The sequence below is a fragment of the Streptosporangium sp. 'caverna' genome (genome assembly GCF_003203775.1).
Taxonomy (GTDB): Bacteria; Actinomycetota; Actinomycetes; order Streptosporangiales; family Streptosporangiaceae; genus Streptosporangium; species Streptosporangium subroseum.
In genome coordinates this window covers 1,156,467-1,168,738 of sequence record NZ_CP029711.1, presented here as the reverse complement: position 1 = coordinate 1,168,738, position 12,272 = coordinate 1,156,467, and the positions used below count along the sequence as shown (strand labels likewise).

The 12,272-nt window shown below is 70.7% G+C and carries 12 protein-coding genes; 4 read left to right on the top strand and 8 right to left on the bottom strand.

Features of this window, described 5'->3' with window-relative positions; translation table 11 throughout:
- Positions 1-171: 171 nt before the first annotated feature.
- Genes DKM19_RS05380 through DKM19_RS05370 form a run of 3 tightly spaced genes read left to right on the top strand, consistent with a single transcriptional unit; the run spans position 172 to position 2,431 of the window.
- Complete coding sequence (locus tag DKM19_RS05380) at positions 172-507, top strand: MerR family transcriptional regulator (RefSeq protein ID WP_110694749.1); 336 nt, start codon at positions 172-174, stop codon at positions 505-507.
- Positions 508-548: 41 nt separating this feature from the next.
- Positions 549-1,703, top strand: a complete 1,155-nt coding sequence (locus DKM19_RS05375; RefSeq protein WP_110694748.1) for a sensor histidine kinase — start codon at positions 549-551, stop codon at positions 1,701-1,703.
- The gene (locus DKM19_RS05370) at positions 1,700-2,431 is read left to right on the top strand and encodes a response regulator transcription factor (RefSeq protein ID WP_110694747.1); all 732 of its coding nucleotides are present in this window, start codon (positions 1,700-1,702) and stop codon (positions 2,429-2,431) included. Before DKM19_RS05375 ends, DKM19_RS05370 begins: the two co-directional genes overlap by 4 nt.
- Positions 2,432-2,607: 176 nt before the next feature.
- Here the strand turns inward: DKM19_RS05370 and DKM19_RS05365 are convergent, their stop codons facing one another.
- Genes DKM19_RS05365 through DKM19_RS05345 form a run of 5 tightly spaced genes read right to left on the bottom strand, consistent with a single transcriptional unit; the run spans position 2,608 to position 6,641 of the window.
- Entirely contained in the window at positions 2,608-3,540 is a 933-nt protein-coding gene (locus tag DKM19_RS05365; protein WP_110694746.1) for a cation diffusion facilitator family transporter, read from the bottom strand.
- Positions 3,541-3,584: 44 nt separating this feature from the next.
- Entirely contained in the window at positions 3,585-4,691 is a 1,107-nt protein-coding gene (locus DKM19_RS05360) for a bifunctional phosphoglucose/phosphomannose isomerase (protein WP_110694745.1), read from the bottom strand.
- Positions 4,688-4,861: a Trm112 family protein gene (locus DKM19_RS05355; protein WP_110694744.1), complete on the bottom strand. Its 174-nt coding sequence runs from the start codon at positions 4,859-4,861 to the stop codon at positions 4,688-4,690. The genes DKM19_RS05360 and DKM19_RS05355 overlap by 4 nt, the downstream gene beginning before the upstream one ends.
- Positions 4,862-4,865: 4 nt before the next feature.
- Positions 4,866-6,224 (bottom strand): phosphomannomutase/phosphoglucomutase, encoded by a 1,359-nt coding sequence (locus tag DKM19_RS05350; RefSeq protein ID WP_110694743.1) that lies wholly within the window; start codon positions 6,222-6,224, stop codon positions 4,866-4,868.
- Positions 6,225-6,272: 48 nt separating this feature from the next.
- Positions 6,273-6,641, bottom strand: a complete 369-nt coding sequence (locus DKM19_RS05345; protein ID WP_089212826.1) for a DUF3499 domain-containing protein — start codon at positions 6,639-6,641, stop codon at positions 6,273-6,275.
- Positions 6,642-6,823: 182 nt separating this feature from the next.
- Between DKM19_RS05345 and DKM19_RS05340 the strand changes: the two genes are divergently transcribed.
- A complete protein-coding gene (locus DKM19_RS05340; protein ID WP_110694742.1) occupies positions 6,824-7,279 on the top strand; it encodes a metallopeptidase family protein in 456 nt (151 codons plus the stop codon).
- A 64-nt stretch (positions 7,280-7,343) separates the two neighbouring features.
- Here DKM19_RS05340 and DKM19_RS05335 read toward each other — a convergent pair whose 3' ends face one another.
- From DKM19_RS05335 to DKM19_RS05325, 3 genes are all read right to left on the bottom strand, one after another.
- Complete coding sequence (locus DKM19_RS05335) at positions 7,344-8,759, bottom strand: DUF5719 family protein (RefSeq protein WP_110694741.1); 1,416 nt, start codon at positions 8,757-8,759, stop codon at positions 7,344-7,346.
- Positions 8,756-11,626 (bottom strand): glycosyltransferase family 2 protein, encoded by a 2,871-nt coding sequence (locus DKM19_RS05330; RefSeq protein ID WP_110694740.1) that lies wholly within the window; start codon positions 11,624-11,626, stop codon positions 8,756-8,758. The genes DKM19_RS05335 and DKM19_RS05330 overlap by 4 nt, the downstream gene beginning before the upstream one ends.
- 182 nt (positions 11,627-11,808) lie before the next feature.
- Positions 11,809-12,069, bottom strand: coding sequence for a WhiB family transcriptional regulator (locus DKM19_RS05325; protein ID WP_179282507.1), 261 nt, complete (start codon positions 12,067-12,069; stop codon positions 11,809-11,811).
- Between the last annotated feature and the right edge of the window lie 203 nt (positions 12,070-12,272).

The window sequence follows — 12,272 nt, the reverse complement described above, 5'->3', positions numbered from 1 at the left end:
GCACCCTCGCCGATCGCGTTGTTCTCGCGATCTCGCTTCGATCTCGGGCCGGGCTCGCCGCTCCACCGGAAACGTCGACGGTGCAAGTTTAGGCGGGTGATACCGCTCCGCGCATCTTTTGGAGGGGTAACCTGACACAAGAATGTAAGGTTTCCTGGAAAGGGCTCGACGATGCGCATCACCGAGGCCGCGAAACGGCTGGGCATGTCCCCCCGGATGCTCCGCTACCGCGAGGCGCTCGGCCTGCTCCCCCCGGTCAGGAACCAGGGCGCGCACCGCCGGTTCGGCCCCGAGGAGCTCGCGGCCGTGGCCCAGAGCCTGGAGCTGGAGAAGAGGTTCGACATCTCCCCCGCCGAGCTGGCATTCGCGCTGCGGATGCTGAGCGAGCCCACGGTGGCGCAGGCCGTACGGGAGCTGGGACTGCGGATCGGCCGCGTCCAGGCCCCGCGACGGGCCCTGGACTTCGAGAAGGAGAAGGCGCTGCGCCTCCTCCAACGTCGCTCCTAGGAGTGACGACGCGGACCCTGCGGATCACGACAATTCATTGCATGAACGCAGCCGTTCCGCTGTCTCCCGAAGAACGCTCCGTAGAGGAGCTGAAGCCACCCGTCCCCGCCTCGCTCCTGTTTCTGGACATCGTGGCGGGTGGCGTCCTCTGTGTCTTCCTGTTCACCGGGCTCTCCTTCGAGGACACCTCGGCGGTTCAGGCCGTCATGGGCGTCCTGGCGACGGTGCCGCACATGGCCCGCAGGATCGCGCCACGGTCGGTGGTCGCGCTCACCCTGGCCGGCGGCCTGGGCCTGCTCCTCAGCGGCGTCGCGCCCGGCGCCGTATCCGGCGCCCTGCTCGCGTCCGGGCTGCTGACCTTCTACACGCTCGTCAGGCAGCTGGGCCGCCGCGCCACGTGGCACCTCGGCGGATCGGCCGTCGTCCTGTTCCTGGCGGCAAGCTGGCTCACCGGCGCCGGCTTCACGGATCCCTTCGTTCTCCTCGGAGCGGCCCTGATCGGCGCCATGACCCTGCTCGCCAACCTGCACCTGAGCCACACGGAGATCGAGGAGATCCGCACCGACAGCCTGGAAACGCTCAGAGAGTGGGCCGCGATGACCGAACGGGCCAGGATCGCGCGGGAGATGCACGACATCGTGGCCCACTCGGTCTCGATGATCGCCGTCCAGGCGGAGACCGCGCCCTACACGCTCGAAAACCTCGATGACCGGACGAAGCAGGAATTCTCGGAGATCGCCGCCTCTGCCCGCACCACGCTCACCGAGATGCGCCGCCTGCTCGGGGTGCTCCGCGCCGACATCCCCGCGACCCCGGAGACCGCACCGCAACCGGGGCTGTCCCGGCTCCCCGAGCTCCTCGACCGGCACGACGGCCAGGTGGACCTGGACCTGGTCGGCGAGCGGATACCCGTGCCCCGGGCCGTGGACGTCTCGGCCTACCGGATCGTCCAGGAGGCGCTGACCAACGCCCGCGTCCACGCTCCGGGCGCCCGCGTCTCGATCGAGCTCACCTACCGCCCGGCGATGCTGGTGCTGCGCATCGCCGACGACGGCCCCGGCCCGGCCGGAAGCACCTCGGACGGGCACGGCCTGGTCGGCATGCGCGAGCGCGCCCTGGCCCTGGGCGGCTGGTTCAGAGCCGGTCCCGGTCCCGCCGGAGGCTTCCTCATCCAGGCGGGACTCCCCCTGGAATGACCTCCCCCGACCGCCACCGGTCCCCCTCGGGCCCGACGTCCCCGGGCGATCACGCCGGTCTTCCCGGCACGGCACCGGCGGACGACCGGACCAGCGTGCTGATCGCCGACGATCAGCCGGTCGTGCTGCGAGGGTTCGCGGCGGTGCTCCGGGCCCAGCCCGACCTCACCGTCGTGGGTACCGCCCCCGACGGGGCGCAGGCCGTACGGCTGGCGCGGGAGACCCGTCCCGACGTCGCGCTCCTCGACATCCGGATGCCGGTGATGGACGGGATCGAGGCGGCCCGCCGGATCCTGGAGACCGAGACCACCAGGGTCATCATGATCACCACGTTCGATCTGGACGACTACGTGTACGACGCGCTCACCGCGGGGGCGAGCGGGTTCCTGCTCAAGGACGTCCCGGCGAACGACCTGGCCGAGGCCGTCAGGACGGTGGCCCGCGGCGACGCGCTGCTCGCCCCGAGGATCACCAGGCGGCTGATCGCCGAGTTCTCCCGGCAGCGGCGGCCGCCTCCGGCCGGCAGCCCGCTGACGCCGCGTGAGACCGAGGTCCTGCGGCTGATCGCCCGGGGCCTCTCCAACGCCGAGATAGCGGCCGGTCTCGTGGTCACCGAACACACCGTCAAGACCCACGTGGCCCGGCTGCTGGCCAAACTCGGCCTGCGCGACCGGACCCAGGCCGTCATCCACGCCTACGAGTCTGGCCTGGTCATCCCGCGCGACTGAGCCGCCTCGCACCCGCCGCGTACTCGAGCCGTCCAGGCCCGGCCGGGCATGGGGATTCAGACGCCGCACGGGGCGGACCCGGACGAACGCGGAGGGGCTCCGACACCATGGTGTCGGAGCCCCTCCGCGTTCGAGATAGCCGGGCGTCCTCGCCCCGGCGGGGTGAGGCGCCGGGGTCAGACGGTGCCGTTGATCTTGGCTCTGTCGAGGTCGGGCTCAAGGTAGATGACGCGGGCTATCGGGACGGCTTCGCGAATGCGCCGCTCGGCCTCGTTGATCCCGCGGGCCACCTCGGTGGCCGTGTCGTCGTGGTCCACCGCGATCTTGGCGGCGACCAGGATCTCCTCGGGACCCAGGTGGAGCGTGCGCATGTGAATGACCCGGGAGACCTCGGGCGTGCTCTCCAGCGCGCCGAGGATCTGCTTCTCGATCTCCGGGCCCGCGCCCTCGCCGATCAGCAGCGACTTGGTCTCGACCGCCAGAACGATCGCGATGACCCCGAGCAGGATGCCGATGGCGAGGGTGCCGATGCCGTCCCAGACAACATTCTTGGTGATCACCGCCATCGTCACACCGAACAGCGCGAGAACCAGGCCGACCAGCGCGCCCAGGTCCTCCAGCACGATGACCGGCAGTTCGGGCGACTTGGAGCGGCGGATGAACTGCACCCAGGACTGGTTGCCCCGGACCGCGTTGGACTCCTTGATCGCGGTCCGAAACGAGAAGCCCTCCGCGATGATCGCAAAAATCAGCACGCTGAAGGCCCACACCGGAGACGTAAGCTCCTCATGCGGGCCATTGATCTTGTGCCAGCCTTCGTAGAGCGAGAACACCGAGCCGATCGTGAACAGCACGACCGCCACCACGAAGGCGTAGAAGTATCGCTCCCGGCCGTACCCGAAGGGATGTTCGGAGGTACGCGCCCGCTGCGCGCGCTTGCCTCCGAGGAGCAGCAGCGCCTGGTTACCCGAGTCTGCCACCGAGTGCACCGACTCGGCGATCATGGACGACGAACCCGTGAAGAGGAACGCCACAAACTTGGCCGCCGCGATCGCAAGGTTCGCAGCCAGTGCCGCGATGATCGCCCTAGTACCGCCGCCCGCACTCACGGGAACCTCCACTTACGTTGTCCCGAAAAGGTCGAGACAGGATCCTATTGGGAAATTCTCGCCTTGAGTTCTGTGATCGCCGACACGGGGTTCGGGTCGATCCCGTACCCCAGAGCGAGGTATGTACTCGCGTAGTCACCCAATTCGATCAATGTCGCGAGCCGCTCCAGCGGATGGGTCCCCTCGGCGAGGATCTGGGTGACCGGAACGTCCCGATCCTGCGCCAGCCGTACGGACGTCTCGCGGCGCTTCGCGACCCGCGGATGCTCCTCCACGTCACGCAGCACGAACAGCCGTAGCGACCGCCCGCTCTCGTCGGCGAAGATGTCCCGCCCGGCCAGCGGACCGTCGAAGACGGCCATCTGGTTGTGGTTGACCTCGGGGATCTCACCCCAGACCGCGGGATATTTGCCGTTCTCGTTGAGCTGGCAGGACCACCGGTAGGCCGCGATGGCGGCCAGCGGCGAGGACCCCCAGATCATCGGCACCGTCTCGGCGATCTCCATGGCCAGCGACTTGCCCGGGTTGATGAATGACTCGCTCGCCGGGCGGCAGCGATGGGCGATGTCCTCCAGACGCTTGGCCACGCCCTCGAACACCTCCTCGCCGGCCTCGATCAGGCCGAGCTCGGCGGCGGCGACGACCAGCGGGGTCGTCAGCGCCCACACGGCGGCGCGGGGCTGCCCGCCGCCCTCGACGGGTATGAACGGCGCGCCCGCCTGGCGGGCGATCGCATGCAGCGGCGAGTCGGGCGCGCCCAGGGCGAGCAGGCGGCATCCTCGGCGGACGGCCTCGGTCGCCGCCGCCAGCGTCTCCTCGGTCCTGCCCGAATATGAAACCGCGATCACCAGGTCGGTCGCGCCGACCCAGCCGGGCAGCCGGTAGGACCGCACGGTCACGATCTGCAGAGGGGCCCCGGGGCCGCACACCACGTTGAGGATGTCACCGGCGAGGCCCGACCCGCCCATCCCCACGACCACGATGGCACGGGGCCGGCCATCCCTGGCCAGCGCCGACAGATCCGCCTCGCGTGCGGCGCGGCGGGAGGTGCGGACCTGTGCCGCCGAGGTGGCCACCGCCCGTAACATGCCCGCCGGGTCGCCCTCGGTCAGCTGCTTCTGATCGTCGAGCCGATCCGGCTCCCAGTTCACGACTTTCGCGCCTCGTCCACCAGCAGCACCGGGATGTCGTCCCGGACCGGATAGACCAGGCCGCAGTCGGCGGAGGTGCAGAACAGCTCGTCCGTCTCGAGTTCGGCGCGCAAGGGGGATTTGCAGTTGGGGCAGGCCAGGATCTCCAGCAGCCAGTCGTCGATCTTCACTCGTTCAGCTCCTCACGACAGCGAGGACTTCGTCCCTGATCGCTGCCATCTGAATCTCGTCGGCCGCCTCGGCGTTCAGCCTGAGCAACGGCTCTGTATTGGACGGACGAAGGTTGAACCACCATCCGGGGCCGGAGACGGTCAGACCGTCCAGCTCGTCGAGGGTGACATCGTCTCGGGCGGCGAACGTCTCACGGACCCGCTCGGTCGCTCCCACCTGGTCGGCGACCGTGCTGTTGATTTCCCCGGAGGCCGCGTAACGAGTGTAGTCGGCGAGGATCTCCGACAGTGACCGGTCCTGCTCGCCCAGTGCGGCCAGCACGTGCATCGCGGCCAGCATGCCGGAGTCGGCGAACCAGAAGTCCTTGAAGTAGTAGTGCGCGGAGTGCTCGCCGCCGAAGACCGCATCGGTCCTGGCCATCTCGGCCTTGATGAACGAATGGCCCACCCGGGTGCGGACCGGCCTGCCGCCGTGCTCGGCGACGATCTCCGGAACGCCCCGCGAGGTGATCAGGTTGTGGATGATCGTGGCGCCCGGATGCTTGGCGAGCTCGCGCGCCGCGACCAGCGCGGTGATCGTGGACGGGGAGACCGACTCGCCGCGCTCGTCGATCACCCAGCAGCGGTCGGCGTCGCCGTCGAAGGCCAGGCCGATGTCGGCGCCGACGTCGAGCACGGCCTTCTGCAGGTCGCGCAGGTTCTCCGGCTCGATCGGGTTGGCCTCGTGGTTGGGGAAGTCGCCGTCCAGCTCGAAGTAGAGGGCGGTCAGCTCGACGGGCAGCCCCTCGAACACCACCGGGACGGTGTGACCGCCCATCCCGTTGCCCGCGTCGACCACGACCCGCAGGCGCCGGATGCCCGACAGGTCCACCAGCGCGCGCAGGTGGTCGGCATAACCTCGCAGCAGGTCCCGCGTGGACACGGTCCCGACGGGGCCGTTGCCGTCGACGTCGCCCGCCTTCAGGATCTCGGCGGCCCGGTCGCGGATCTGGGTGAGCCCGGTGTCGCTCCCGATCGGCACGGCGCCCGCCCTGCACATCTTCATGCCGTTGTAGCGGGCCGGATTGTGGCTGGCGGTGAACATCACACCGGGCAGGGCGAGACTGCCGCTCGCGTAGTAGAGCAGGTCGGTGGAGCCCAGACCCGTGTTGACGACGTCGGCTCCCCGCGAGGTCGCCCCGCGGGTGAAGGCCTCGGCCAGAGGTCCCGACGAGGCGCGCATGTCGTGGGCCACGACGGCGGTCCGCGCGCCGGTCACCTCCACGAAGGCCGCACCGACCGCCTCCGCCGTCTCCTCGTCGAACTCGTCCGGCACGACGCCTCGAACGTCATACGCCTTGAAGATCTTGGCGAGGTCGCCCACTCCAGCTCCGCCCTTTACGTCGTGTCTGCTGATCCCAGACTAGTAGGGTCAACGGTCGCGCTGGGGCTGAGCCGAACGGAGCACTCGCAGATGGCCTCGCCGCCCGACCTCGACCCCCTGGCCGACCGGTTCGGTGCCGTCGGTCGGAGCGGGCCTGGCGGCCTCGCGGACCGCGTTGGCGAGGGCCTCGAGATCGTCCGTGCTCGGCGGTGCTCCGTCTGTGGGCAGGCGGACCACCTCCCAGCCGCGGGGCGCGGTCAGCCGCTCGGCGTGCTCGGCACACAGGTCGTAACAGTGCGGCTCGGCGTACGTCGCCAAGGGCCCGAGAACAGCGGTCGAATCGGCGTAGACGTACGTGAGCGTGAAAACGGCAGGCTGACTGCACGCGGTGCGGGAACAGCGGCGGACGGGGCTCACGGTGGGACCGTATCCGGTAAGCGTCCGAGGCGCCACTATCTGAGCGCTCTTAACGAGCGTGTCGCCACAATTCGGACACGTGTCCCGGCTTCCACCCGCCTGTACGGCTTACGCCCCCTGATTGAACTTTCCCCGCCGCGACTTCTTCCCGCGCCCGCTCCAGGCACGTCTAAGCTTGGGCCGTGAGTTCGGCACCCGGTAGTCCCCGCCCTCCCCGCAGACGCGACCGACACGGCCGCGGCCTGCGCGGTCCGCTCGCGCCCTCCCACGTGCCGATCGCCAAGGCCCGCAGCGAACGCTTCGACGACCTCGTCCTGGACGCCGTGGATCGGCTCAAACCCCGCTGGGCCAAGCAGCTGGCGTCGGTGGAGTTCGCGGTCGAGGAGGTGCCGCCGATCAGCGACCTGGGCGACGGCCCCGAGCTTCTCAGCGGCGAGCCGATCCCGTTCGGCCGGTCCGAGCCCGCCGCGGGGAGCCGCCCGGCCGTCGTGATCATTTACCGGCGCCCCCTGGAGGGCCGCGCCCGTGACCGCGACCACCTCGGCGCGATGGTCCACGACGCGGTGGTCGAGCAGATCGCCGGGCTCCTGGGGCTGTCCCCGGAGTCGATCGACCCCGGCTTCGAAGACGACGACTGATCTCCGGCCCCGGCGCTCCGGGCCCCCTGAGCTCCGGCACCCCGAGGTTCAGCGCCTCAAGGCTTCAGGGCAGCACCGTCGCCACCGACTCGGTGATCGGGGGAACCAGCGCCCACAGGCGGGCGGGGGCCAGCGGCTGTGCGGTCAGCACGAGGCCGCCCTTGACCGGCTCGTCCATCACCCGCCCGCCGTACACCGGCCCCGACCCCGGCAGCGGCAGCACGACCACCGAGAAGGCGTCGCCCATCTTGGGCAGCTTGATCTCCCTGGTCCGTGACGCCGCGATGTTCACCTCGGACGGCGGGGGCGCCTCGCCCTTGCGCGGCACCACCTGCACGCTCACCTTCCCCGCCGCCCCCGGCGCGGTCAGCAGGAGCCGGGAGCTCTTCTTGCCGCCCGTGCGGTTGTCGGCGACCACGCTGCCCAGGTCGATCGGGGTCGCCCCGGCGGTGAAGGCCACCTCGCTCCTCGCGCCGGTTCCGGTGACGATCACCCCGGCCACGATCGGCGTGTCCGAGGTGAGCACGAGCGCGGAGGGCTGACCGCCGATCCCGCTGGACAGGTCGAGGGTGGCGACGGAGCCCGCGGGCACCTCGACCAGCTCGCGGCCCTTGAGGGCGTAGGTGCCGTCGGGAGTGAGCGCCTTGACCTCGACCAGGGTGTCGGCCTCGGATATGGAGGCGACGAGCAGCTCGCGCTTGCCGCCGCCGCCCGGGATGCCCGGCACCACGACGCGGGTCGCGGGAGCGGCGGACACCGGCAGCCAGTCGACGCCCCGCCCGTTGTTCATGACCGCCCGGGCCGCGGCGGTGACCCTGCCGGAGCTGGTGCGCACCTCGACGGCCATCACCAGGGGTGAGGACGCCAGGTCCCTGACGTCGATCGTACGGCTCTCGCCCGGCTTGATCGTGAACGCGCCGCCGGAGTCGCCGACCACCGGGCCCTCGCCGGAGTAGACCATGATCTCCACGATGGCCGGGGCGAGGTCGGCGTTGGTGAGGTGGAGCGTGACGTCGGCCGCGGACGGTCCCGGCCCGATCAGCCAGGTGCTCGCCACCGGCTCGGCGCAGCGCACTCCGGCCAGCCCCCGCTGCGCGCCCCCCGTCTCCTCGCGGGTCTGCGCCGCCTCCAGGCCCGCGGCCATGCTCCCGGTGGCCGTCACGACGAGGGGCGGAGACTTCGCGGGGATCTTCTCGTGCCAGAGGTTGCCGGGGGTGTCCAGGGTGGCGAGGGTCTTGCCCTTCGCGTCGAGCGTCGTGGCTCCCGGACCCTGGCCGCCCGGCGGGGTGACCACGCCGACGTCGGTCTCGCCGGGATCGGGGCAGACGGCCGTCACGGAGGCGACGGGCACCTTCTGAGCCTTGGGCACGGGCGTGGCGACGGCCTTCGGCTGGGTCGCGAAGGCCACGCCGTACAGGGCGAGCAGGGCCACCAGGACGAGGACCAGGAGGCCGAACCTGTTCTCGATCAGGGATTTCACCGGGCTGCCAGCTCTCTCACGGGCTCGGACCTGTCCTGCGGGACCTGCTCGTCGGTCTCGGTCCGTGAGCCGGGCGCCGCCAGGACCGAGACGACCAGCACCATCAGGGCCTGTGCCCAGAGCCAGCGACTGTGCCAGGGGTCGTCGGGCGGGGCAGGGGGAAGGGTGGCGGGCTGGACCAGCCGCCACACGCCGACCGTGCGGGACAGGCTCATCCTGGCCAGGGCGGGCTGGGAGTCCAGCGAGTGGCTGATCTCCGGATCCACCGGCGCGGTCATCACGACGTACTGCACGCCGTGGGTCGTCAGCACGCGGGCGTCGTCGCCGCCCCTGCCCGACACCAGCCCGGCCACGGCGATGCGGACCTGCTCGCGGGGGCCGTCGGGCACGGGGATGTCGGCCTCGCCGACCACCGGGGTCCGGCCACGCAGCACGGTGAAGGTCAGCGCGCCCTGCTTGGCGCGGAGGATCAGGGTCCGCTCACCGCCGGCGGAGTTGACCGCCGCCAGCGCGGGGACCACCTCGCGCACGGTTCCGCTGATCGGCCCCTCCACGCCCTTGGTGATCCACATGCCCGCCGCGAGCAGCGGTGTGGAGAACGCGACGAGCACGACGGCCAGTGCGGCGATCCTGCGCGTCCCGCCCGCCGCGTGGAACTCGACGATCCGGTGGGCGGTGAGGGCGGCCACGATGAGCATGCCCGTGGCGGCGAAGGCCAGCGGCACTCCCGGCCAGGCGGGCGCCTGGGCATCGCCGTTCAGGGAGGTGACCGGGGTCCTGCTGACCAGGATCGCCACCAGAACGCCGAAGAGCGCGACGCCCCAGCCGACCGCGATGATCATCCGGTTGCGGCGCATCAGCAGCGCGCCCAGGCAGGCGGCGATGAGGCCTCCCGTCACCCACAGCGGTGGCATTCCGGGACCGCCGGGGCTGAGCAGCAGCAGCGACTCGGCGGGCAGCCGGGGGTCGACCAGGCCGGGCTGGTGCAGCCCGGCCTCCAGCAGGAGCTGCCCCGGGTTCCTGGCCATCTGGGCCAGCCAGGGGAACAGCAGTAGCAGCGGGACCCCGAACGCGATGACCACCGAGACGACGACGCCCCTGCGCGGGAAGGCCAATGCGGCCAGCGCGCCGAGGATCGCGGTGAGGGGGTAGACCAGCGGGGCGAAGGCCGTACCGACGGCCAGGAGGAGACCGAGGCCCCAGGCGGCGCGGCGGGCGCGGCGGCGCTCTCCCGCGAGCACGGTGGTGGCCAGCGCCGCGTAGACGGGCAGCAGCACGAAGACCACGGCGGTGCCGAGCCGTCCGGCGGAGATCGTGCCGGTGGCCACGGGCAGGAGCGCGTAGGAGGAGGCCAGCCAGACGCGGGTCCACCGTCCGGAGATCAACGACCGGGTCGCCGCGTAGGCGGAGAACCCGGCCAGCGGCACGCAGCCGAGCAGGAGCAGGGAGACCGCGAGCCAGGTCTTGCCGAGCAGCACCGTGGACAGCGCGGCCAGCACCGCGACGTACGGCGGAGCCCACCCGTCGCTGCCCAGACCCGTCTGGTGGTATCCCTCGGTATAGAGGTTCCACAGGTCGGAGGCCCCGCCGACCACCGGGACGAGCGCGCCGCCTCCCATCCTGGCGCCGCCGAGCAGGGCACGCTCCGCGACCAGTGTGACCAGGGCCAGTGCCAGGAAGAGCAGGACGCCCGGATTGCTGAAGGTTCGCTGCAGCACCCCGGCATCGGCGAGCAGCTCCTCTCCCTCCTCCTCCAGCTGCGTGGGGGCCACGAGATGGTGCCTGCCCGCCGACTCCACGAAACCGGCCCCGGCGAGGTAGCTCTGGGCCCGGTCCGCGAGCCGCCGGTAGCCCGCGCCCGGCGGGGTCAGCAGCCGGCTGATCGCCGCGTAGCTCTGCTTGCGCCCCTTGGCCCGGGCGCGCCTGGCTCTGATGATCCGGGTGGGATGACCGAACACCGAGCCGAACGCGGCGAACTCGTCCATCGCGTTGGCGGGCTGCTTGGCCACCAGGAACAGCACCGTACGGAAGATCGAGCCGAACAGGTTGCGGATCAGCGCCCACAGCAGGGGCCGGAACGGCAGGTTCGCCATGACCACGAAGATGGCGTTACGACGGTCCAGGCGGCGGGGGTGGTCACCGCTGGCGGTGATGCGACGCCGGCGGCGGGTGGCGGCCTCGGCGTGCCAGGCGACCGCCGAGGGGACGTTCTGCACGCGGTGCCCGGCGGCCCTGACCCGCCAGCACAGGTCGAGGTCGTCACGGAACAGCGGCAGGGCGGGGTCGAGCCCGCCCACCTCGTCCCAGACGTCCCTGCGGATCAGCATCCCCGCGCTGGAGACCGAGAGCACGTCCTTGATGCCGTCGTCGTACTGTCCCTGGTCGAACTCGCGGGCCTCCAGCCCGGTGTCCCTGCGGCCCGTACGGTCGACGGTGACGCCGACCTCCAGCAGGAGCCGCCGGTCCATCCAGTCGCGGAGTTTCGGGCCGAGCACTCCGGCCTTGGGATCCTGGTCCGCGGCCCAGAGCAGGGTCTGCAGGGCTCGGGCGTCCGGCGCGCAGTCGTCGTGCAGCAGCCAGATCCACTCCTGCCCCCCGCCGGGTCCCAGGCGGTCGAGCACCTCGGCGACGGCCTGGCCGAAGCCGGTCGAGCGGGGGAGGGTGAGCACGGCGTTCGGGCCGAGGGAACCGGTCAGCAGTGCGGCGCTGCCGTCCCTGCTGCCGTTGTCCACCCCGACGACCCGGTCCACGGGCCGGGTCTGCTTGAGCAGTGCCTCAAGGGTCTCCCCCAGCCAGCGGGCGCCGTCGTGGGACACGACGATCGCGGTGACGGTGTGGTGGGTGCGTGGGGGGTCGGTGATGGACATACGTCCCGCGGTTCAGAGGGGGGTGCTGATCGGCGACAACGATACGGCACCCTATGTCCCTCTACGTCTTATGCCTGGTCATATACACAGTCGTATCCAAAAAAGGGGTCACGCGACCGGCCGGCCACGTGACCCCTGGAGATATTCGTCAAGCGTCCTCAACGGACGCCACGCACTGCCTGTCAGACTGCCTCACGCTTGATCCGGCGGCGTTCCCGCTCGGAGAGCCCACCCCATATGCCAAACCGCTCATCATGCTCAAGTGCGTACTCAAGGCACTCGGCACGCACTTCACAGGAGCGGCATACCTTCTTGGCCTCCCGAGTGGAGCCTCCCTTCTCCGGGAAGAACGCCTCGGGGTCGGTCTGCGCACACAAGGCGCGTTCCTGCCAGCCAAGCTGCTCTTCAGCGATGCTGTCCTGTGCGATGACCAGGTCGGTCACTGCACACCTCCCTGCCGCACGCCCGCAAATGGAGCCCCCCATATGAACGCCTCCCTCTTACCCACCCAGAGGAAAGGCGTAACAACACGTGTGTAATTACACGCGCGCGCCCCGTGTGGCGTCAAGCGGCATGCCGGTATCCGGGGAAAGACCTGCTCTCCCCGGTGCTGGGTCGTGTGCTCGCCACGACGGTGATCGCCCCA

What these genes read in the sequence shown, in the direction of transcription:
- DKM19_RS05370 (WP_110694747.1), top strand. Translation starts at nt 1,700, where the DNA reads ATGACCTCCCCCGACCGCCACCGGTCCCCCTCGGGCCCGACGTCCCCG.
- DKM19_RS05330 (WP_110694740.1), bottom strand. Translation starts at nt 11,626, where the DNA reads ATGTCCATCACCGACCCCCCACGCACCCACCACACCGTCACCGCGATC.
- DKM19_RS05375 (WP_110694748.1), top strand. Translation starts at nt 549, where the DNA reads ATGAACGCAGCCGTTCCGCTGTCTCCCGAAGAACGCTCCGTAGAGGAG.
- DKM19_RS05380 (WP_110694749.1), top strand. Translation starts at nt 172, where the DNA reads ATGCGCATCACCGAGGCCGCGAAACGGCTGGGCATGTCCCCCCGGATG.